Below are 21,661 nucleotides of genomic sequence, written 5' to 3' on the forward strand. Positions count from 1 at the left end.
TCAGGCGCTCCTCTCGGTCGGCTCAACGTGCTTCGCAGGCGGGTCGGTGCGGTACCAGCCGGTGATGATCGAACGCAGCTCGTTGATCGGGCCGGCGGCGAGGATCATCAGGATGTGGACGACGAAGAAAAGCACGAGCAGCACCATGGCGGTGAAGTGGATGGTGCGCGCCGTCTGCCTGCCGCCGAGGATTTCGTTGAGCCAGGGCAGCACCGAATTCATGCTCGGCGACATTGCGAGGCCTGTGACGATCATCAGCGGCAAAAGCACGAAGAGCACGCCGCCATAGGCCATTTTCTGCAGCGTGTTGTATTCGCGCGTGTGGTGGAACTTCAGCTTCGCATGATCGACGATGTCGCGCGGCAGCTTGCGCAGGTCTGACACGCGAGGGGCAAGATCGCGACGGATATGGCCGTTGACCAGGCTGGCGATCAGCCAGATGAGCAGGGTCGTGGTCAGGATCCAGGCAAAAAAGAAGTGCACGACGCGGGCCGTGCCGAGATCGTAATAGGACGGGATCGTGGCCCAGGAAGGGAAGGCGCGGGGCGTCTCTTGTCCCGGGGGACCCGACCAGCCGAGCACGCCGGTTGTGTCGAAGCGATGGCCGAAGATTTCAGTGAAGCCGCGCTGACCGTTGGCGGTGTTTTCGGCGCCGATCTGGAGGATCGTGTTGTTGAACTCGAAGCCGGACTGCTTGCCGACATAGAGCTGCGGCCGCGCGTTGAAGATCTGCAGGCCGGAAAGCAGCATGAAGAACAGCGAGAAAGCCCAAATCCAGTGGGTCAATCGCGTCCAGCGCGATTGCCGGTAGATGAGGGTCGTGTCCTTGCCTTCCGCCTCGACGGCGGAATGGTTGTTGGCAACAGTGTCCATCTTGCCTCCGGCCGCCTCAAGCAAGCGGCTTCTCAGGTCATTGTCTCCCCCTCAATACGTCGCCGCACAAGGCAATGTTTCATGCGATCACGGATTTATTACGGAGAGCCCAGGCTGACCGCGAGATTGACTGCCGCCGCGACGATCACCGTGTTGAAGAAAAAGGTCAGGATCGAATGAACAAGCACGACCAGCCGCATTTGCGAGGTGGTGACGGCCGTGTCCGCCGTCTGCGCCGTCATGCCGATGACCGTCGCGAAATAGAGGAAATCCCAGCCTTCCGGCCTTTTGCCGCCCGGAAAATCGAGGCCGCCGACCGGCATCTTCTTGTGGGTTTTCTCGTCGATCCCGTCGCCATCCTTCCAATAGACGTGCGCGTAGTGCAGCGACGCCATGGCGTGGATTGTGAACCAGCCGAGCGGGATCGACAATATGGCGAAGGCGAGTTGCAGCGGATGCGCGGCATCCTTGCGGTTGATCAGCAGGAACAGCGAGACGATGGCCGCGCCGACGACAAAGAGCGTGACGGCAAAGATCAGCAGCACGGGCAGGTCGGTCGCGCGCGCATTCTTTCGGAGATAGCGGCCGGTAAGGCTCGGCATCAGGGTCAGCACCAGGGCGATATAGCTTGCAAAGAACACATTGGCGCCGATCGAGTAGGGGAGCGGCCAGCGCAGCAACAAGGCAAGCAGCAGTGCCACGATACCGATGGCCGCGGCGAGGGCGAACTGCATGTGCCGATGCATCGGCGTCTTGAGATCGTCACCCATGGCCCGAGGCCCTTGAAGACGTTGGATCAGTCCGGTGTGACGGATTTGAGCGCGCGCCGCAAGATGCGGTCGAGCTCGCCCAGAAACTGCGAACGGTCCTTCGGTGTGAAGGAGGCATTGAAGCCCCGGCTTTCGCCGGTCTCGCGCAGATGCTGCTTGAGATCGCGCATCGCCACCGCCATGCCGATGGTTTCCGGGGTGAAGGGGCGGCCGGTGGGGCCGAGCACATGCGCACCGAGCGCCACCGTGCGCGCGGCAAGCGGAATGTCGGCCGTTATCACGACGTCGTTGGCCCTGGCGTTCTCGGCGATCCAGTCGTCGGCCGCATCCGCGCCTTTGGAGACGGCGACGTTGCGGATCATCGGATCGCGCGACGGCCGCAGGCCGCCATTGGAGACATAGGTGACGACGACGCCGTGGCGCTCCGCGACCTTCTCGACCTCGGCCTTGACCGGACAGGCATCCGCGTCGACATAAATGATTGGGGCAGGCAACCTTATCTCCAAATGAACGAAAGGGCCGACAATAGGCCGGCCCCTTCGCATGAAATTTCGCAATTGTCAGGCCGCCAAGGCTCCGGACCTCTTGGCGGTCCAGGTGGCCATATAGTCCATCAGGCCGGGATTGAGGCAGTCATAGGGCTCAAGCCCGATCGACTTCAGCTGGCCGCGGATGCCGGCCATGCGGCTCGGGTCGACGCCGGATTCGATGATCGAGGAGACGAAGGCGGCGAAGCCCGGCGGCGACCAGCCATCCTCCTCGAAGCGCTCGGGATGGATGAAGGACAGGCCCTTGAAGGGATGGTCGCGCTCGACCGGGCCGTACATGTGGACGCCGCAGCCGGTGCAGGCATGGCGCTGGATCAGCGCGGCGGGATCGACCACCTTCAGCTTGTCGCCATTCTCGGTGACGGTGACATCGCCAGTGCCGGCAACGGCCACGACCGAGAAGATAGCGCCGTCCGGCTTCCAGCATTTGGTGCAGCCGCAGGCATGGTTGTGGGCGATCTGGCCCTTGACTTTCACCTTCACCGGATTGCTGGTGCAGGCGCAGACCAGCGTGCCGCCGGCAAAGCTCGCGCTCTCCCTCGGCAAGCCGTTGTCGATCTTCGGATGCAGTTTTTCAGGCATTGAGTCCTCCCTTGTTGAACCTGTGCAACTTCAGTCGCTGGCCATAGGTCGGCGGCTTGTTTTCCTCAGTAAACCACGACGCTGCGAATCGACTTGCCCTCATGCATCAGGTCGAAGCCCTTGTTGATGTCCTCGAGCTTCAACGTATGCGTGATCATCGGATCGATCTGGATCTTTTTCTCCATGTACCAGTCGACGATCCTCGGCACATCGGTGCGGCCGCGCGCGCCGCCGAAGGCGGTGCCCATCCAGGTGCGGCCGGTGACCAGCTGGAAAGGCCTTGTCGAGATCTCCTGGCCGGCGCCGGCGACGCCGATGATGACCGACTTGCCCCAGCCGCGATGCGAGGCTTCCAGGGCCTGGCGCATCACCTTGGTGTTGCCGGTGCAGTCGAAGGTGTAGTCGGCGCCGCCGATCTGGTCGGCGCCGCGCTTGGTCAGGTTGACCAGGTAAGGCACGATGTCGCCGTCGATCTCCTTCGGATTGACGAAATGCGTCATGCCGAACTTCTCGCCCCAGGCCTTCTTGTCGTTGTTGACATCGACGCCGATGATCATGTCGGCGCCGGCAAGGCGAAGACCCTGGATGACATTCAAGCCAATGCCGCCGAGGCCGAAGACCACGGCGGTTGCGCCTTGCTCGACCTTGGCGGTGTTGATGACCGCGCCGATGCCGGTGGTGACCCCGCAGCCGATGTAGCAGATCTTGTCGAAGGGAGCGTCGGGATTGACCTTGGCCACCGCGATCTCGGGCAGCACGGTGAAGTTGGAGAAGGTCGAGCAGCCCATGTAATGAAACAGCTTGTCCTTGCCCATCGAGAAGCGCGAGGTGCCGTCGGGCATCAGGCCCTGTCCCTGCGTGGCGCGGATGGCGGTGCAGAGGTTTGTCTTCCGCGACAGACACGACGGGCACTGCCGGCATTCGGGCGTGTAGAGCGGGATGACATGGTCGCCCTTCTTGACCGAGGTCACGCCCTTGCCGACATCGACGACCACGCCGGCGCCCTCATGGCCGAGGATGGCCGGAAACAGCCCTTCCGGATCGGCGCCCGACAGCGTGAACTCGTCGGTATGGCAGATGCCGGTCGCCTTGACCTCGACCAGCACTTCGCCTTCGCGCGGCCCCTCGAGGTCGACCTCCATGATCTCCAGCGGCTTTCCGGCGGCGACGGCGACTGCGGCACGCGTTTTCATCAGGCGTTTCCTCCCAAGGCAATCAGTAAGTTTCAGGTTACGGCAGGCCGTCGTTCCCGCCTGGCGGGACGAAATCTCTGCCCGCCGTTTGTTTCTCCGAGCCCATCGACCACCTTATCGCTTTCCTTGCTGGCGGCCAACTTCCCTTGCGACGTTTTTCGCCGCGGCAGTCGCAATTCGAGCAAGTCGGATGCGCACCGGCCGGCCACTTGAGACATGGCGGGATTGTCCATAGAACTGGACCGCTTCGCCGGAGGACGACATCCGAATGTTCAAGAAAATCCTGATCGCCAATCGCGGCGAGATCGCCTGCCGCGTGATCAAGACCGCGCGCAAGATGGGGATTGCCACCGTCGCGGTCTATTCGGATGCCGACCGCGATGCCGTGCACGTCGAGATGGCCGACGAAGCGGTGCATATCGGACCTTCGCCGGCGGCACAGAGCTATCTGTTGCCTGAGAAGATCATCGCCGCCTGCAAGGAGACCGGCGCCGAAGCCGTGCATCCGGGCTATGGCTTTCTGTCGGAGCGCGCCTCTTTCTGCGAGGCGCTGGAGAAGCAAGGCATCGTCTTCATTGGGCCGAAGCCCAAGGCCATCAAGGCCATGGGCGACAAGATCGAATCGAAGAAGTTCGCCAGCCAGGCCAAGGTCTCGACCGTGCCCGGATGGCTGGGCGTCATCGAAGACGCCGACCATGCCGAAAGGATCGCCGGCGAGATCGGCTATCCGGTCATGATCAAGGCCTCGGCCGGCGGCGGCGGCAAGGGCATGCGCATCGCCTGGAGCAAATCGGAGGTGCGCGACGGCTTCGAGCGTGCGCGTTCGGAAGCGAAAAGCTCCTTCGGCGACGACCGCGTCTTCATCGAGAAGTTCGTCGTCGATCCCCGCCATATCGAAATCCAGGTGCTGGCCGACGCGCATGGCGCGGCAGTCTACCTTGGGGAGCGCGAATGCTCGATCCAGCGCCGCAACCAGAAAGTGGTGGAAGAAGCGCCGTCGCCGTTCCTCGATGCCAAGACCAGAAAGGCGATGGGCGAGCAGGCGGTGGCCCTGGCCAAGGCCGTCGACTACCAGAGCGCCGGCACCGTCGAGTTCATCGTCGACAAGGACAAGAATTTCTATTTCCTTGAGATGAATACGCGATTGCAGGTCGAGCACCCGGTGACCGAGCTGGTCACCGGCATCGACCTGGTCGAACAGATGATCCGCGTTGCCGCCGGCGAGAAGCTCGGCATCAAGCAGAGCGACGTGAAGCTCAACGGCTGGGCGGTGGAGAGCCGCCTTTACGCGGAGGATCCCTTCCGCAATTTCCTGCCGTCGATCGGCCGGCTAACGCGCTATCGACCGCCGGAGGAGGGCACGTTCGGCGGCACCGTCATCCGCAACGACACCGGCGTCACCGAAGGCTCGGAAATCTCGATGTTCTATGACCCGATGGTGGCCAAGCTCTGCACCTGGGCGCCGACAAGGCTGGAAGCCATCGACGCCATGTCAGAGGCGCTGGACAGGTTCATCGTCGACGGCATCGAGCATAACATCCCGTTCCTTTCGGCGTTGATGCAGCATCCGCGCTGGCGCGAGGGGCGGCTGTCGACAGGCTTCATCGCCGAGGAATATCCGGACGGTTTTGCGCCGGTCGCGCCGGATGGCGAGGAGAGGGCGGTATTCGCCGCCGTCGCAACGGCGATCGAACTGCTGCGCCGCGACAGGCTCGACCGCCTCAGCGGCCGGCTGGCGCCGCATTCCGGACATCTCAAGCGCGATTGGGTGGTGAAGATCGGCGCTGACTATCTGCCGGTCGAGATCGTCGATGGCATGATTTCCATCCCGATGGAGGTCGCTTTGTCGATCAACGGCGGCAAGCCGCTGACCGTCGCCTCGGACTGGCGGCCGGGCGACGCGATCTGGCAGGGCATGGTGGGCGCCGACAAGGTCGTGGCGCAGATCCGTCCGACGCTGAACGGTTTGCGCATCGCCTGGAAAGGCATGTCGGTGACGGCACGCGCCATGCTGCCGCGGATCGCTGAGCTCGAAAGGCTGATGCCGGAGAAGCTGCCGCCCGACACCTCGAAGATGCTGCTTTGCCCGATGCCTGGTCTCGTCGTCTCGATCGCCGTGGCGGAGGGGCAGGAAGTCAAGGCCGGCGAGACGCTGGCCGTGGTCGAGGCGATGAAGATGGAAAACGTGCTGCGCGCCGAACGCGACCTCACGATAGCCAAGCTCAACGCGAAGCCCGGCGACAGCCTGGCGGTCGATGCGGTGATCATGGAGTTTGCCTGACAAAGGGCGGTGCGGGACGCAAGCCTGTGTCGCGGTCGATTGTGCTGGACTGGCATGGCCCCGTCCGGGACAATACATCTGCACCGATGAGTCTTGGCACAGCGTGAAAAAACATGGCGGATGAACGACTTCCACGCGATCCTTTGCAGCGCGAAGCGGCAGTGAAGGCCAGCCGGCCCGAAACGCCGGCGCGTAGGTTCATCCATCTGCGCGTGCATTCGGCCTATTCGCTGCTCGAAGGCGCGCTTCAGCTTGGCGCGATCGTCGGCCATGCGGTCAAGGACGAGGCGCCGGCGATCGCGGTCACCGATACCAATAACCTGTTCGGCGCGCTCGAATTCGCCCAGAAGGCGGTCAAGGAAGGTATCCAGCCGATCATCGGCTGCCAGATCGATCTGGCCTTTTCCGGCGAGGTGAGCGACGGCCAGCGCGACCGCCGCCGCCACGGCCCGGACATGTCGCCGGTCGTTCTGATCGCCGCCAGTGAGGACGGCTACAGCAATCTCGTGCGGCTGATCAGCAAGGGCTATCTGGAGACGCCGCCAGGCGAGCCGGTGCATCTGACCAGCGCTATGCTGGAAGATCGGTGCGACGGGCTGATCTGTCTGACCGGCGGGCCGCGCGGTCCGATCGGCAGTGCGCTCAAAGCGGACCGGCGCGACCTCGCCGAACAGCGGCTGCTGTTCCTCAAAGGCCTGTTCGGTGACAGGCTTTATGTCGAGCTGGAGCGGGTCGCCGGCTACGACCGCATGGTCGAGAAATCGACCGTCGATCTTGCCTATACGCATGACCTGCCCCTGGTCGCAACCAACGAGGCCTTCTTCTCCAAACGCGAGGACTACGAGGCGCATGACGCGCTGATTGCGATTGCCGAAGGCTCGGTGGTTGCCGCCGACAACCGCCGGCGGCTTTCGCCTGACAATTTCCTGCGCGGCCAGGCCGAGATGGCGCGCCTCTTTTCCGACTTGCCCGAAGCGATCGACAACACGGTCGAGATCGCGATGCGCTGCTCCTACTATCCGAAGACCCGCAGCCCGATCCTGCCGCGCTTCACCGGCGCCGACGCTGCCGACAAGGACGCAGCCGAGAAGGCGGAGGCGGCCGAGCTTGCCCGGCAGGCGCGCGAAGGCCTGGAGGCGCGGCTGGCCGCGCACGGGCCGACGCCGGGCTACACGGTGGAGCAATATCGCGAGCGGCTCGAATTCGAGCTCGGCATCATCGAGAAGATGAAGTTCCCGGGCTACTTCCTGATCGTTGCCGACTTCATCAAATGGGCGAAGGCGCAAGGCATTCCCGTCGGGCCGGGGCGCGGTTCGGGCGCCGGCTCGCTGGTCGCCTATTCGACCACCATCACCGACATCGACCCGCTGCGTTTTTCGTTGCTGTTCGAGCGCTTCCTCAATCCGGACCGGGTGTCGATGCCGGACTTCGACATCGACTTCTGCCAGGACCGGCGCGAGGAGGTCATCCGCTACGTCCAGCAGAAATACGGCCGCGACCAGGTCGGGCAGATCATCACCTTCGGAACGCTGCAGGCGCGCGCGGTGCTGCGCGATGTCGGCCGCGTGCTGCAGATGCCTTACGGCCAGGTCGACAAGCTCTCCAAGATGGTGCCGCAGAACCCGGCCAACCCGGTCAAGCTGGCGGATGCCATCGCCAACGAGCCGCGTTTCGCCGAGGAGGCGGAGAAGGAGCCGATCGTGCAGACGCTGCTCGACACGGCGCAGAAGCTCGAAGGCCTCTACCGCCATGCTTCGACGCATGCCGCGGGCATCGTCATCGGCGACCGCCCGCTGTCCGAGCTGGTGCCGATGTACCGCGATCCGCGCTCGGACATGCCGGTCACCCAGTTCAACATGAAATATGTCGAGCAGGCGGGGCTGGTGAAGTTCGACTTCCTCGGCCTGAAGACGCTGACGGTGCTGGAAACGGCAGTGAAGCTGATAAGGCGGCGCGGCGTCGACATCGATCTCGCCAAGATACCGCTCGACGACCCCGACACCTACGCGATGCTGTCGCGCGGCGAGGTGGTCGGCGTGTTCCAGGTTGAAAGTGCCGGCATGCGCAAGGCGCTGATCGGCATGCGGCCGGACTGCATCGAGGACATCATCGCGCTGGTGGCGCTCTATCGGCCCGGCCCGATGGAGAATATCCCGACCTACAACGCCAGAAAGCATGGCGAGGAGGAGATGGCCTCGATCCATCCCAAGATCGACCATCTGGTGAAGGAGACCCAAGGCGTCATCGTTTACCAGGAACAGGTGATGCAGATCGCGCAGGAGCTTTCCGGCTATTCGCTCGGCGAAGCCGACCTCCTGCGCCGCGCTATGGGCAAGAAGATCCGCGCCGAGATGGACAAGCAGCGCGAGCGCTTCGTCACCGGCGCGGTCGAGCGCGGCGTCTCAAAGCCGCAGGCCGATTTCATCTTCGACCTCCTGGCCAAGTTCGCCGACTACGGCTTCAACAAGTCGCACGCCGCCGCCTACGCGGTCGTTTCCTACCAGACCGCCTATCTCAAGGCGCATTACCCGGTCGAGTTCCTCGCCGCGTCGATGACGCTCGACATGAGCAATACCGACAAGCTGGCCGATTTCCGCCAGGACGCCATGCGCCTCGGCATCGAGGTGGTGCCGCCGTCGGTGATGTCGAGCTTCCGTCCCTTCGAGGTCGGCGAGAACAAGATCTTCTATTCGCTGGCGGCGCTGAAAGGCGTCGGCGACGCGGCGGTCGAGCACATCGTCGAGAAACGCGGCGAGAAGCCGTTCAAGAACCTTGCCGATTTCTGCGAGCGGGTCGATCCCAAGATCGTCGGCAAGCGCGTCTTCGAAAGCCTGATCATGGCGGGCGCGCTGGATTGCTTCGGCCACGACCGCGCGCAGATGATGGCCGGCGTCGAGCGGATGATGGGCCTTGCCTCGCTGGCGCAGCAAAACGCCATCTCCGGCCAGGCCGACATTTTCGGCGCTTCGCTTGGGAGCCAGTCGCAGGCTCTCAACCTGCCGGCGACCGATCCGTGGCTTGCTGCCGACAAGCTGCACCGTGAATTCCAGATCGTCGGCTTCTATCTTTCAGCGCATCCGCTCGATGAGTACAAGTCCGCGCTGCAGAAGATGCGGGTGCAGAACTGGGCGGAATTCTCGGCTGCGGTCAAACGCGGCGCCGCCGCCGGGCGCCTCGCCGGCACGGTCACCTCCAAGCAGGAGCGCAAGACCCGTACGGGTAACAAGATGGGCGTCGTGCAGTTTTCCGACACGACGGGACAGTATGAGGCCGTACTGTTTTCCGAAGGCCTGGCGCAGTATCGCGACATGCTGGAGCCCGGCAGTTCGGTGGTGATTATGGTTGCGGCCGAAGACAGGCCTGAGGGTGTGAACCTGCGCATCAACTCGGTGCAATCACTGGACGATGAAGCCAGCCGCATCCAGAAAGCGCTGCGCATCTTTGTCAGGGATGATGGACCATCGTCGATCATTCAATCGCAGCTCAAACAGCGTGGCGACAGTCAAGTCAGCATCATCGTTCTCAAGGGAGAGGCACAGGGCGAGATTGAGATCGGCCTGGGTAATTATCGCGTCTCGCCGCAGATCGCCTCCGCCATGCGCGCGGTGCAGGGCGTGGTGGACGTGGAGCTGGTCTAGGTTGTGTTGAAATTCAGGTGATGCCAGCCTGCAAATGCTGGTTTTCTGCGCTTCCGGTGCTCACGGACCCGAATGTCCGCTCCGCTCCGGTTCTCGAAAGCCACCATTTTCGGCTTGGCCTGACCTGAATCTCAACACACCCGAGCTCAGGGCGTTGCCGCCTCCGCCTCTGCCACCCGCGGCGTCTTCTTCTGCAGGTTGAGCAAATTGCCGGCGAGAATCAGAGCCGCGCCGCCGGCGGTGAAGACGTCGATGTGCTCATGGTAGAGCAGCCAGCCTACCAACGCCGTCAGCGGCACGCGCAGGAAGTCCATCGGCGAGATGATCGTGGCATCGGCATGGACGAGCGCGCGGGCCAGGCAGAAATGCGACGACATGCCGGTGAAGGCGATGACGAAGATCCATGGCCAGAGCCCTGGCGAAGGGTTGTGCCAGCTGTAGAGAGCCGGGATCAGGCCAACCGCCGACTGGATGATCAGCATCCAGAAGATGATGCGCACCACGCTTTCGGTTTTGGTCATCGACTTGACCAGCACCATCGAGATGCCGAAGCAGACCGCGGCGCCCAAGACGACGAGGTGGCCGGGATCCATCGAGCCGGCGCTGGGGCGCACGATGACGAGCACGCCGATCAGGCCAAGCACGATCGCCGTGAGCTTCGACCGGGACAGTCTTTCCCCCAGAAAGCTGACCGCCAGGATCGCCGTCCAGATCGGCGTGGTGAACTCGATCGAGATCAGCACGGCGAGCGGAATGAGCGTCAGCGCGTAGAGCCAGGCGGCCTGGCCGGTATAGTGGATCATGTTGCGGGCGATATGGGCGAACGGGCGCTCACTGCGCATCGCGGCAAAACCGCCGCTCATCATCACCAGCGGCAAAAGGATGAAGAAACCGATCACCGAGCGCAGCTCCAGCACCTGGAAGACGTTGAGCTCGGCCGTCGTCTCGCGGCCGGCAACCGACATCGCCAGCATCGAGGCGATTGACAGAGCCATCCAGAACGCGGCTTTTGGGATCGAGGGAGCGGGCGCCATTTGAGCCCTATGTCGCAAGCCCGGACCCGGGCCGCAACCGTTAGTGGCGTCATTCCACTGGGCCAGCGGAGCGGGCGTCAAAAAACCGTCATCGCGGCGGCGGAACCTGGCGCCTGGGCATCCGTTAAGTCCACGCCTTCCGTCGGAGGGCGCATGATCGCGAGAGGGAAACGTCTTGATGAAATCGACCGCCGCTTTGCTGGCCGCCGCCTGTCTTTTCTGCGCGACGGGCGCGCATGCCGACGAGGCGGCCTTCCTGCGATCGCTGCAGGGGAAGTTCGCCGGCAAGGGGACGGTCAGGATCAGAACGAACACGCCGGTGATGAACATCAACTGCAACTTCACTTCGGACGCGACGGCGGACTCGCTCTCGCTTGACGGCACCTGTCGTGCGTTGTTGATCATGTCGCGGGAAATCCGCGCCGACCTGAAGGTCGACGGGGCGAGCTACACTGGCACTTACATAGGTTCGCGCAGCGGACCTGCCGGGCTCAGCGGAAGCCGCAAGGGCGACGCAATCAACCTCGACATCCACTGGGCGAAAGTCGTCAATGGCGACCGCAATGCGGAGCTGACCGTGGAAAAGATCGGGCCGGACAACATGCGCATGACGGTGACTGACATGGATCCGGCAACCGGCAAGATGGTGGTGACGAGCCGGATCGACCTCAAGCGGACCTGACCCTTCAATCTTCCAGCGGCTCGGGCGGATTGGCGGCGCGGCCCTTGCCGAATGTATAGCCGGTCTCGACGGCTTTCCTGCCGAACTTGTCGCGCAGCGTGTCCATCGCGCCTTCGGCAAGCGCGCGCTTGCGCGACTGCACGTCGACCAGATCCGGCGGATCGGCCTTTTGGTCGTCGGAGAGGTCGCTGACGCCGATTCCGAGCAGGCGGAATTTTGTGCCGTCGGCCTCGCGGCGCAACAGGTCGAGCCCGGTCTGGAAAATGCGGTCGGCCAGTCGCGTCGGGTCGCCGAGCTGGCGGTTACGGGTGCGGGTCTTGAAATCCTGCGTCTTCAGCTTCAGCACCACGGTGCGGCCGGCGATGCCGGATTTTTTCAGCCGGGCCGAGACCTTTTCCGACAGCCCGCGCAGCACCGGCACCAGCTCCGCCAGGGCTCCGATGTCGTTGTCGAAGGTGGTTTCGGCCGAGACGCTCTTGGCATCGCCGTCCGGATCGACCGGGCGGTCGTCCTCGCCTCGCGACAGGCGGTAGAGCCGGTCGCCCATCACGCCATAGCGGCGCATCAGGTCGCCGCGCTCCATGCGCTGCAGCTGCCCGATCATGCGGATGCCGTCGCGCTCCAGCGTCGCGGCCAGCGCCTTGCCGACACCCCAGATCATCGTCACCGGCTGCGCGGCGAGGAAGCTTGGCGCCTCGGCTTCGCCGATCACGGAAAAGCCGCGCGGCTTGCGGAAGTCCGAGGCAATTTTCGCCAGGAACTTGCAGTAGGAGAGGCCCGCCGAAACGGTGATGCCGAGCTCCTTTTCCACCGTCTGCGCAAAGCGCCCAAGCACCAGCGCCGGCGGCATGCCGTGCAGCCGCTCGGTGCCGGCGAGGTCGAGAAAGGCCTCGTCGATCGACAGCGGCTCGACCTGCGGCGTCAGCGCCTGCATCAACGCGCGCACCTGGCGGCCGACACCGACATATTTTTCCATGTCGGGCGGGATCACCACCGCTTCGGGGCACAGTTCGAGCGCCTTGAACATCGGCATGGCCGATCGAACGCCCTGAATGCGGGCGATGTAGCAGGCGGTGGAGACGACGCCGCGCCGGCCGCCGCCGATGATGACAGGCCTGTCCTTCAGCGCGGGATTGTCACGCTTTTCGATCGCCGCGTAGAAGGCGTCGCAATCGATATGGGCGATCTTGAGCTGGTAGAGCTCGGCATGGCGGACAAGGCGCGGGCTGCCGCAGCGATCGCAGCGGCGCGTCTCCGAGCGCTGGAGCGCCAAGCAGTCACGGCAAAAACCGTGTTCGGGATTGTTGACAGGAGCCGCCATCGCTGCGAACATAAAGAGAACAAACGCAATGGTACGACAGCGCAGGGCCGGCAACAAGCTTGGCCTGGGGAGATCGCATGAGCACGACCATCGCACCGCTGACTCCTGAGCGCTGGCCCGATTTCGAGGACCTGTTCGGCAAGCAGGGTGCCTGCTACGGCTGCTGGTGCACGCATTTCCGGTTGTCGCCGGCGGAGCGCCGCGCCAGCGACAAGGAGCGGAACAAGGATTTCATCAAGGCGCGAATCGAGACGGGCCCGCCGCCGGGGCTCTTGGCGCTCGAGGACGGCAAGGCCGCCGGCTGGATGCAGGTCGGCCCGCGCGCCGACATCCCCGAGTGGAACAATCAGGGCAGGGGCTCGGCCCCGGTCGATCCCGCCGATGCCGGCGACCCGGCCGTCTGGGCGATCTCCTGCTTCTTCGTCCGCGCCAGGGCGAGGGGACGAGGCATCACGCATCGCCTCGTCGAGGGCGGCATCGCCTTCGCCCGCGAGAACGGCGCGAGGCTGCTGGAAGCCTGCCCGATCGACCTGTCGCGCGATTCGCGCTCGATCGGGCTTTTCGTCGGCTCGTCGCGGGTGTTCGAGAAGGCCGGCTTCGAGAGGCTGGTGGAGCGCAAGCCCGGCCGGCCGCTGATGCGCCTTGTGCTTTAGGTACTGATGCGCCTTGTGCTTTGGGCGCTGATGCGCCTAGCGCTTTAGCCGAATGAGCTTTTGGCCTACAGTCGGCGTCTTGCGGCTGTTACGCTTCTTGCCTACCAGAAGCATGAATATTTCGTCTTCCGAAATCACGGAGAACTGACGTGAAGCGTATTTTGCCATTTGCCTTTGCCCTTGCGCTCAGCGCGCCGGCTTTTGCCCAGACCGTCGACAATCAAGGCGCCAAAGATCTTTCCGACAATCTGGCGCGCTATTTCGGCAAGCAGGCGTTCGACAAGGGCGTGCTCAAGGTTTCGGTCGAGGGCGACGCCTACAAGATTGCGCTTGACGTCAAGGCGCTCGTCAATGCGCTGCCGGAACAGAAGCTCCTGAAATTCAACATGGCGCCATACGCGCTGATGGTGAAGCCGCGCAGCGACGGATCCTGGGACGTCTCGTCGAATTTCTCGCAAGGCGCATCCTTCGAGTTCGAAGGACCGGAAGGCCGTCAGAGCATGGAGTTCACGATCAAGGACGGCAAGCTGACCAGCGTCTACGATCCGGCCCTCGCCGCCTTCACCAGCGCGACCAGCTCATTGGCCGGAATGACCATGACGTCGCGGCAAGCCAAGCAGCAGGCAGATGTCTCGACTGGCGCCGGCACCGCCACCGTTACCGCGACCAAATCCGCCAATGGCGGCGTCGACTTCACGGCCACGCAGAAAGTCTCGGACTTCGTCGAGATGATCAAGGTGAACGATCCCGACAGCGGGATGAATTTTCCGCTCACCTTGAAGACGCCGGAACTTTCGGTGGACGCAAACGGCAAGGGCGTGCGGACGAAGCCGCTGCTCGACCTGCTTGCCTTTGCCGTGGCCAATGAGGACGAAGCCAAGCTCAAGGCCAACCAGGCCGAGCTCAAATCGCTCATGCTGGCCGCGCTGCCCATTTGGGAAAGGGTCGACGGCAATTACGGCTTCAAGAATTTCGAGGTCGACAGCCCTGTCGGCAAGTTCGGCGCCACGCAATTCAGGACCGCATTCGGCATGGACGGCATCTCCCAGAACGGCAAGGTCGATTACGCGATCAAGGCTGCCGGTCTGACGATCCCGCATCAGACCCTGCCGGAATGGACCGCCCCATTGCTGCCCACCGACATCGACCTGCATTTCGGCGGCGCCAATATCGATCTCGATACGATGGCGAAAAAGGCGATCGAAGGCTTTGATCTCAATAAGAATCCGCCGCTGTCGGACGAGTTCGGCAAAGCTTTGGTCGCCGATTTCAAGGCCAAGAATCCGAAGGTCGTGATCGGGCACAGCACGGTGAAGAACGGCGCCATCGAAGTCGCGCTGGAAGGCGAGATGACCTTTCCCGGCGAGAAACCCGATGCGAGCGTGACCGTCGATGTCGCCGGCTATGACAAGATCGTCGATGCCTTGAAGGAAGCCGCCAAAAGCGATGAGCAGATGGCGCAGGCGTTCCCCTTTGCCCTAGCCGTCAAAGGCTTTGGCAAGACGCTGCCGGACGGCCGGCTGGAGTGGACGATCAACACCAAGGCCGATGGATCAGTCACGGTCAACGGCGCGATGCTGAAGGGACCGGACGCCGCCCAGGACGACAGCGCCGGTCAGGATGACAACTCAGGCGATGACGGCGCGGACGGAACGGATGATTCCACCGGCGGAGACGATTCGGACGGCGGCGACAATGGTGGGGCCGGAGCGAAGCTGAAGCCCTGAGTGCTTGGGTTAAAGCCCGAGCGCGGCCGCGATCTTTGGCGTCGCATCGCACCAGTCGTCGACCGAGATAATGTCTTCCGGCGTCGGCGGCAGGAAGGCGCGCAGCGAGTTGTCAGCCATCAAATGGAAGAGATGGGCATCTGCCACGGAGTTGCGCGCCGAAACCAGGTTGGAAGGCTGGTCGTCGACGAAGGCGACGGGCCGGCCCCCGACGCCGCGCAGTTTCGCGATGGCGGGTCCCTTGGCCATTTCCGTCGTCAGCAGCGGGTAATTGAGCCCCAGCGCATCGAGATGCGCACGGCGCACGGCGCGGTGCTTGTGCGGCATGGCGGTCAGCAGGACGATCTCGGCGCTTCGGCCGAGCATCGCCAGCGCGTCCGCCGCACCCTCTGCGATGCTTTGCCAGTCCGCCTGGGCGTCGAAGAAATCGCCGAGCAGCGCCGTCACTTCCGGCTGCTCGATCAGCCGCCCGCTCACCGTCTCGGCGATGTTGCCGGTGAGGCGGAAGGAAGCCAGCGTCAGCCCGAAGCCGCGCGTTTTCAGGAAATGCGGGAAGGGCCGGACGAATTCGAGCACGACATCGTCGACGTCGAGCACCAGCAGCGGCCGGTCATCCGCGGCAAGCTCTTCGATCTGCCGCGCCGTCTCGGGATCGTCGCTCATGTCGAGCGCTCGTGATCGTCGTCGCCGAGCGGAAGGGCGCGCAATGCCTTGCCGACGGCGGCTGGCGGCGTGCCGGTTTCCTCGGCGAAGCGCAGAAGCGTCGGCTCGTGCGCCAGGATGAATTGCAGAACGCCGGCAAGGAAGCCCGGCTCAGCTGCGGCCCTGCGGATCGAGTTCGCCTCGATGCCCGTGATCGCCAGAAAGCGGGGCAGAAGCTCCGGGTCGGCGGCGACGAAGGCCAGGGCCTTGACGGCAATGGTTTCCGCTTCCTCGCGCATTGACGGTGCGTTCGCCATCGTTACCTTTGCAATGGTGGATTTTTTCGAGTCTCCTTCCGCAGTAACGGCAAGCGTCGCTTGCGGCAAGCCTCCGCTCTTTCCCATGCAACGTCCGAAGGTGGAATTGGTGCAGCTTTCCAACCTCCGGTTTCCGTTTCGTCAATCATATTGGGCTAGAGTGGAAATGGGTTGGGTGCGGTCCGAAGGGGACGCATTGCGACGGCCTTCGGCTTCGAGGGCGGTCGGGACGGGAAACTGATGGCTAAGAAGGTGATGATCGTCGAGGACAATGAGCTTAACATGAAGCTCTTTCGGGACCTCATCGAAGCCAGCGGTTACGAAACGGTTCGCACGCGCAATGGCCTGGAGGCGCTCGACCTCGCGCGCCAGCACCGGCCGGACCTCATCCTGATGGACATCCAACTGCCGGAAGTGTCCGGCCTGGAAGTGACCAAATGGCTGAAGGAAGACGACGAATTGCATTCGATCCCCGTTATCGCCGTCACCGCCTTCGCCATGAAGGGCGATGAGGAGCGCATCCGCCAGGGCGGCTGCGAGGCCTATATTTCCAAGCCGATCTCGGTGCCGCGCTTCATCGAGACGATCAAATCCTATCTGGGCGACGCCTGATGCCCGAGACCAGCAGAACCGGAGTTTTGAGATGACCGCGCGGATCCTCGTCGTCGACGATATCCCCGCCAATGTGCGGCTGCTGGAGGTTCGGCTGCTTGCCGAGTATTTCGAGGTGCTGACGGCCAATAACGGCCCGGATGCGATCGAGACCTGCGAGAACGGCAAGGTCGACGTCGTGCTGCTCGATGTGATGATGCCGGACATGGATGGGTTCGAGGTCTGCAAGCGCCTGAAGAGCGATCCGGCGACCTCGCATATCCCTGTCGTCATGATCACCGCGCTCGACCAGGTGTCGGACCGGGTACGCGGCCTCGAGGCGGGCGCAGACGATTTCCTGACCAAGCCCGTCAACGACCTGCAGTTGATGACACGCGTCAAGAGCCTGGTCAGGCTGAAGTCGCTGACCGACGAGCTCAGGCTGCGCGCCTCGACCACGCGCAATATCGGCATCGAGGAACTTCTGAGCCGCGATTTCGCGACCGAAGACGCAAAGCCGCGGGTGCTGCTCATCGACGAGCGCAAAACTTCCGTCGAACGCATCCAGAAGATGCTGCGCAACACCGCCGAGCTCGATGTCGCGACCGACCCGAATGCGGGGTTCTTCCAGGCGGCCGAGACGGCGTATGAATGCGTGCTGATCTCGACTGCCTTCTCCGACTTCGATGCGCTGAGACTCTGCTCGCAGCTGCGTTCGCTCGACCGCACCCGCTTCCTGCCGATCATGCTGCTCGCCGACGAGGGCGAGGAGGGCCGCATCCTGCGTGGCCTGGAACTTGGCATCAATGACTACCTGATCCGGCCGATCGACCAGCACGAGCTGACGGCGCGCCTGCGCACACAGGTGCGGCGCAAGCGCTACAACGATCAGTTGCGCGCCAGCGTCGCCCAGACGATCGAGATGGCGGTCATCGACGGGCTGACCGGGCTGCACAACCGCCGCTACCTCGACAGCCATCTGCAGACACTGTTCGATCGCGCCGTGGCGCGGCGGCGGCCCTTGTCGGTGATGATCACCGATCTCGATCGCTTCAAGTCGATCAACGATACCCATGGCCATGACGGCGGTGACGACGTTCTGCGCGAGTTCGCCCGGCGGCTGCGCAAGAATGTGCGCGGCATCGATCTCGCCTGCCGCTTCGGCGGCGAGGAGTTCGTCGTGGTTATGCCGGACACCGACGGCGCGGTCGCCGAGAAGGTGGCCGAACGCATTCGCGCCGAGATCGCGCAGGCAGCTTTTGCCATCGGTGCCGACGGCAAGGCGATCGAGGTCACGGTCAGTGTCGGCGTGTCGTCGCTCCTGAAAGGGACCGACAGCGTCGCCGCGCTGATGAAGCGCGCCGACCTGGCGCTCTATGAGGCCAAAAGCGGCGGCCGCAACAGGGTGGTCGCCAAGGCTGCCTAAAACGCGTCGCGATCTTTCAGACCCCGCACGCGCCTGTCTTTATCCTGAAACCGGTTTCCACTTTCGGGAGACATGCTCGGCATAAAGGCGACGATTCTCCAGCGCTGCAACAGGGTTACGAATTTACCTTAACCCAAGCGATTCGTGAGCGGTGGTTAAGAAATGGTTGATTTTTATGAGGTCTTGCGCAAATCTGCGACGCATAGACAGAAGACGAGGCTGGCGCGAGGGTAGAGTAGCCGGCTCGATCCAAAAATACCCCATGATGCTCAGGTCCGCCGCATCTCCTGGGTCCGTGGGGTCGGCCGGCCGGCGCTGGCACATAGTGGCCTCCTCGTACCGCTGCCAACCGCCGACCGGCCCCCTTTTCTCAAAACCGACATCGGAACCCCCGTGCTTGATCGTGGCACGGCTCCTTTGTCGTCCGGTCCTTCCTAAAACAAAAACGCCGCCCAGAGGGCGGCGTTTCGATTTCTCGGGATAGCCAGATTACTTGATCTTGGTTTCCTTGAATTCGACGTGCTTCTTGGCGACCGGATCGTACTTGCGGAACGAGAGCTTGTCCGTCTTGGTACGGCTGTTCTTGCTGGTGACGTAGAAGAACCCGGTGTCGGCGGTCGACAGAAGCTTGATCTTGATGTTTGCGGCTTTGGCCATGATTTTCGTCCGTTAATGTTCGTGGAGTTTTGGCCGCTGAAGCACGGGGAAAACACCCGGACGCGGGAAACTTGGCGCGACACATAAAGAACGCGCCTGGAAAGTCAAGCCCGAGCGCCTTCTTCGCCTCATTTCGACATGGCCAGTGTCCACGTCTCAAGCGTTATGCTCGACCAATTGCCCCGCCTTTTTCCAGTCGCCCGTGGTGTTCCACCAGCGGTTGGGATTGGCACGGTCGTCAAGACCCTTGGAACGGCTGGCGAGCAGCGGCTGGATGCGGATGACGGGCTCCTGATAGGGATGGGCCTGGAATATCACCTCGACGACACGGGCGGCGAGCGCCTGGTCGTCGGCGATCTCGAACGACACTTCGACGGTGCCGGGTCGCCGGCGCAGTTCGGTCTCAGCGCCGGCCGCGGCGCCTTCGAGCGGCCGGTAGCGCTCGATGCCTTGCGCCGACTGATAGGCGTTGGCGTCATACTTGCCCATGCGCAGCGGCGTGATCGCCACCACGGCCTCCATGATGCGCTCGACATCGGCGGCCGGCGCCTGGAATGTGACGAGCAGAAGCAGTTCCATCCTGAGGGATTTGGTTTCAAAGCCGCTGTCGACCATCGCAATTCTCCTACCTCGCGCTGGAGACAGGTATAGCAGGGGTGCTGCTGACACGGTGATGTCAGGATGCCCGACGCTTCAGCGGCATTGCCTAGAGAATCTTGCGCACCAGCCTGACCAAGATCAAAGCCATATAGGCGGCGAAGAAGAAGGCCAGCGACCAGCCGAAGCCGGATGGGCCGAAGGCATCCATGCCGATGCCGATCGCCTGCGGACCCAGCACCATGCCGACGCCATAGCAAAGCACGAAGGCAGCATTGGCGGATGCCAGCTCATGGCCGGACAGCTGCGAGCCGAGATGGGCAAGGCCGATCGTGTACATGGCGGCGACGACGCCGCCCCAGACGAACAGGAGGGCCGCCATCAGATGCCAGTTCTGTGCGAAGAACGGCATGAAGACCGTGCCGATGAGCCCGACCGTGGCGCAGGCCAGTAGCAGGTAGCGGCGGTCGGAAACGCGGTCGCTGATCATGCCGATCGGGATCTGCAGAAGCACATTGCCGAGCCCGATCATTGTCAGAAGCAGCGCGGCGTCGGCTTCCGAATAGCCGATACGGCTGCCATAGACGGGGAAGAGCGAGAAACCGCCGGTCTCGACGGCGCCGAAAACAAGCACGGCGAAGGTCGCGGTCGGCACCAGCCAGATGTAGCGCAGGAAGTGGCTGGTTTCGCTGTCGGCGACGATACTCGGGCTCTCGTTGCGGGCGGCAAGCACCGGAATGGCGGCAAGCGTCACCAGCGCTATGGTGACGCCGAACGGCAGGAAGCCCGAACTGCCGAGATGGGCGAACAGCCAGGGTCCGGCGGCAAAGCCGAGTGACAAAACGGTGGCGTAGATGCCAAGCACAAGGCCGCGCCGGTTCGGCGGGGCCGAGGTGCTGATCCAGAATTCCGAAAGGATGAACAGCACCGTCAGCGAGATGTGCAGGGCGACGCGGAGCGGAAACCACATCCAGAAATCCGGCGCGAAATGGAAACCGACGAAGGCGAGCGCGCCGATGGCAATCATCAACAGCATGGTCCAGGCGACGCCGAGCCGCATGGCGAGCGGCGTGGCCAAAGGCGCGCCGGCGATCGAGGCGAGGCCGGCGACAGCGGTGTTGAGGCCGATCATCGAAGCCGAATGGCCGCGGCTTTCCAGAATGACGCTGAGCAGCGGCATGCCGAGGCCGATGGCGATGCCGACGACGCTGATCGAGGAGATCGCCGCGACCATCGGCAGCCAGTGTACGCGTTCGTCGCCCTGTTGTTGGGTATCGACCGTCATGAGATCAAAATGCTCTGCTTCTAAAGGACTTCGCGGACGAAGCGGTTGCGGACGAGCCGGAAGAACGGCACGGCGCCCCCCGGCCGCAACAATGGATCTTCGGCAAGCCGACTTTCCAGTTCTTCCAGGACCATGCCGGTGATGTCGGGGATGTCGGCCTTGCGGGCATCGGCAAGCGGCAGCCAGACGAGTTCTTCGAGTTCGTTCGTCGGACCGCCGCCGGGCAATTCCACGGCAACGTCGTGGCGCCAGGCGCTGAAAAAACGCGTGTCGAAACGGCGCACGCGATTGGGCGGAGTGATGGCGCGGGCGACGAAGCGGAGCGCGTCCAGCGAGGGGATCACGCCGTGTTCGGCGAAACCCTGCCAGTCGCGCTTTGCGGTCGAGAAGGTGCCCTTGCGGCCGATCAGCAGGCCGGCTTCCTCATAGGTCTCGCGAATCGCCGACAGGGCGATTGCGCGGGCCCGCGCCGCGCTGGCACGGCCGGGGCCTGCGGCCAGCTTGCCTTCTTCCTCACCACCCAGAGGGGCAGCGACGGGAACGCGGCTGTCGGCGGGATCGGTGCGGCCGCCGGGGAAGACGAATTTTCCGGGCATGAAGGCGTGCCCGGCATGACGCCGGCCCATCAGCACCAAGACGTCCTTGTCCCGGCGATCGAGCAGAATGAGGGTCGCGGCATCACGCGGACGCAGCGCCCGGCCGCTGCGCACGGCCAGGGCCTTATCGAGCTTGTCGACATCCGCCTTGGTCATTCCTTCCATGCGCTCGACCTAGCGGAAACTTCCTTGATGCGAAAGTGGCTTGCGCGTCGCGGCCTTTGCACCAGGGCCGACCGCGGTGCGAC

The 21,661-nt window shown here is 63.5% G+C and carries 20 protein-coding genes; 7 read left to right on the plus strand and 13 right to left on the minus strand.

Annotated elements, in window-relative coordinates; genetic code table 11:
• The 5 genes from CK219_RS02035 to CK219_RS02055 all read right to left on the minus strand — a co-directional run bounded on the left by CK219_RS02035 (position 1) and on the right by CK219_RS02055 (position 3,966).
• On the minus strand, positions 1 to 873 hold the full coding sequence (locus CK219_RS02035; protein ID WP_095765090.1) for a cytochrome b/b6 domain-containing protein: 873 nt from the start codon (positions 871 to 873) through the stop codon (positions 1 to 3).
• Positions 874 to 971: 98 nt separating this feature from the next.
• Positions 972 to 1,643: a DUF1345 domain-containing protein gene (locus CK219_RS02040; RefSeq protein WP_095765091.1), complete on the minus strand. Its 672-nt coding sequence runs from the start codon at positions 1,641 to 1,643 to the stop codon at positions 972 to 974.
• 26 nt (positions 1,644 to 1,669) lie between these two features.
• Positions 1,670 to 2,137, minus strand: coding sequence for a YaiI/YqxD family protein (locus CK219_RS02045; RefSeq protein WP_095765092.1), 468 nt, complete (start codon positions 2,135 to 2,137; stop codon positions 1,670 to 1,672).
• Between the two features lie 66 nt (positions 2,138 to 2,203).
• Positions 2,204 to 2,773, minus strand: coding sequence for an S-(hydroxymethyl)glutathione synthase (gene gfa, locus CK219_RS02050; protein ID WP_095765093.1), 570 nt, complete (start codon positions 2,771 to 2,773; stop codon positions 2,204 to 2,206).
• Positions 2,774 to 2,838: 65 nt separating this feature from the next.
• Positions 2,839 to 3,966: an S-(hydroxymethyl)glutathione dehydrogenase/class III alcohol dehydrogenase gene (locus tag CK219_RS02055; protein ID WP_095765094.1), complete on the minus strand. Its 1,128-nt coding sequence runs from the start codon at positions 3,964 to 3,966 to the stop codon at positions 2,839 to 2,841.
• 268 nt (positions 3,967 to 4,234) lie between these two features.
• On the opposite strand from CK219_RS02055, the gene CK219_RS02060 reads away from it, so the two are divergent.
• Entirely contained in the window at positions 4,235 to 6,247 is a 2,013-nt protein-coding gene (locus CK219_RS02060) for an acetyl/propionyl/methylcrotonyl-CoA carboxylase subunit alpha (RefSeq protein WP_095765095.1), read from the plus strand.
• A 113-nt stretch (positions 6,248 to 6,360) separates the two neighbouring features.
• Positions 6,361 to 9,885, plus strand: a complete 3,525-nt coding sequence (gene dnaE, locus CK219_RS02065) for a DNA polymerase III subunit alpha (RefSeq protein ID WP_095765096.1) — start codon at positions 6,361 to 6,363, stop codon at positions 9,883 to 9,885.
• Positions 9,886 to 10,031: 146 nt separating this feature from the next.
• Here the strand turns inward: dnaE and CK219_RS02070 are convergent, their stop codons facing one another.
• Positions 10,032 to 10,919, minus strand: a complete 888-nt coding sequence (locus tag CK219_RS02070) for a DMT family transporter (RefSeq protein ID WP_095765097.1) — start codon at positions 10,917 to 10,919, stop codon at positions 10,032 to 10,034.
• A gap of 178 nt (positions 10,920 to 11,097) precedes the next feature.
• On the opposite strand from CK219_RS02070, the gene CK219_RS02075 reads away from it, so the two are divergent.
• The gene (locus tag CK219_RS02075; RefSeq protein WP_095765098.1) at positions 11,098 to 11,601 is read left to right on the plus strand and encodes a hypothetical protein; all 504 of its coding nucleotides are present in this window, start codon (positions 11,098 to 11,100) and stop codon (positions 11,599 to 11,601) included.
• Positions 11,602 to 11,605: 4 nt separating this feature from the next.
• Here the strand turns inward: CK219_RS02075 and CK219_RS02080 are convergent, their stop codons facing one another.
• Positions 11,606 to 12,934: a DNA polymerase IV gene (locus tag CK219_RS02080; RefSeq protein WP_095765099.1), complete on the minus strand. Its 1,329-nt coding sequence runs from the start codon at positions 12,932 to 12,934 to the stop codon at positions 11,606 to 11,608.
• Positions 12,935 to 12,999: 65 nt separating this feature from the next.
• On the opposite strand from CK219_RS02080, the gene CK219_RS02085 reads away from it, so the two are divergent.
• Positions 13,000 to 13,575, plus strand: a complete 576-nt coding sequence (locus CK219_RS02085) for a GNAT family N-acetyltransferase (protein ID WP_095765100.1) — start codon at positions 13,000 to 13,002, stop codon at positions 13,573 to 13,575.
• A 149-nt stretch (positions 13,576 to 13,724) separates the two neighbouring features.
• Positions 13,725 to 15,302 (plus strand): hypothetical protein, encoded by a 1,578-nt coding sequence (locus CK219_RS02090; RefSeq protein WP_095765101.1) that lies wholly within the window; start codon positions 13,725 to 13,727, stop codon positions 15,300 to 15,302.
• A 9-nt stretch (positions 15,303 to 15,311) separates the two neighbouring features.
• On the opposite strand, the gene CK219_RS02095 is transcribed toward CK219_RS02090, so the two are convergent.
• Positions 15,312 to 15,965 carry a hypothetical protein gene (locus CK219_RS02095; protein ID WP_095765102.1) on the minus strand — a complete coding sequence of 218 codons (654 nt, stop codon included), beginning with the start codon at positions 15,963 to 15,965 and terminating at the stop codon, positions 15,312 to 15,314.
• Positions 15,962 to 16,261 (minus strand): DUF3572 domain-containing protein, encoded by a 300-nt coding sequence (locus CK219_RS02100; RefSeq protein ID WP_095765103.1) that lies wholly within the window; start codon positions 16,259 to 16,261, stop codon positions 15,962 to 15,964. Before CK219_RS02100 ends, CK219_RS02095 begins: the two co-directional genes overlap by 4 nt.
• Positions 16,262 to 16,501: 240 nt before the next feature.
• Between CK219_RS02100 and CK219_RS02105 the strand changes: the two genes are divergently transcribed.
• On the plus strand, positions 16,502 to 16,873 hold the full coding sequence (locus tag CK219_RS02105; protein ID WP_027166515.1) for a response regulator: 372 nt from the start codon (positions 16,502 to 16,504) through the stop codon (positions 16,871 to 16,873).
• A gap of 31 nt (positions 16,874 to 16,904) precedes the next feature.
• Positions 16,905 to 18,278 (plus strand): PleD family two-component system response regulator, encoded by a 1,374-nt coding sequence (locus CK219_RS02110; protein ID WP_095765104.1) that lies wholly within the window; start codon positions 16,905 to 16,907, stop codon positions 18,276 to 18,278.
• Between the two features lie 489 nt (positions 18,279 to 18,767).
• On the opposite strand, the gene rpmG is transcribed toward CK219_RS02110, so the two are convergent.
• From rpmG to CK219_RS02135, 4 genes are all read right to left on the minus strand, one after another.
• The gene (gene rpmG, locus CK219_RS02120; RefSeq protein WP_006201775.1) at positions 18,768 to 18,935 is read right to left on the minus strand and encodes a 50S ribosomal protein L33; all 168 of its coding nucleotides are present in this window, start codon (positions 18,933 to 18,935) and stop codon (positions 18,768 to 18,770) included.
• Between the two features lie 156 nt (positions 18,936 to 19,091).
• Entirely contained in the window at positions 19,092 to 19,550 is a 459-nt protein-coding gene (locus CK219_RS02125; protein WP_095765106.1) for a hypothetical protein, read from the minus strand.
• Between the two features lie 91 nt (positions 19,551 to 19,641).
• A complete protein-coding gene (locus CK219_RS02130; RefSeq protein WP_095765107.1) occupies positions 19,642 to 20,817 on the minus strand; it encodes an MFS transporter in 1,176 nt (391 codons plus the stop codon).
• Between the two features lie 20 nt (positions 20,818 to 20,837).
• Positions 20,838 to 21,578 (minus strand): NUDIX hydrolase, encoded by a 741-nt coding sequence (locus CK219_RS02135; RefSeq protein WP_095765108.1) that lies wholly within the window; start codon positions 21,576 to 21,578, stop codon positions 20,838 to 20,840.
• Positions 21,579 to 21,661 lie beyond the last annotated feature (83 nt).

The organism is Mesorhizobium sp. WSM4313 (assembly GCF_002294725.1).
In the GTDB taxonomy this organism is placed as follows: domain Bacteria; phylum Pseudomonadota; class Alphaproteobacteria; order Rhizobiales; family Rhizobiaceae; genus Mesorhizobium.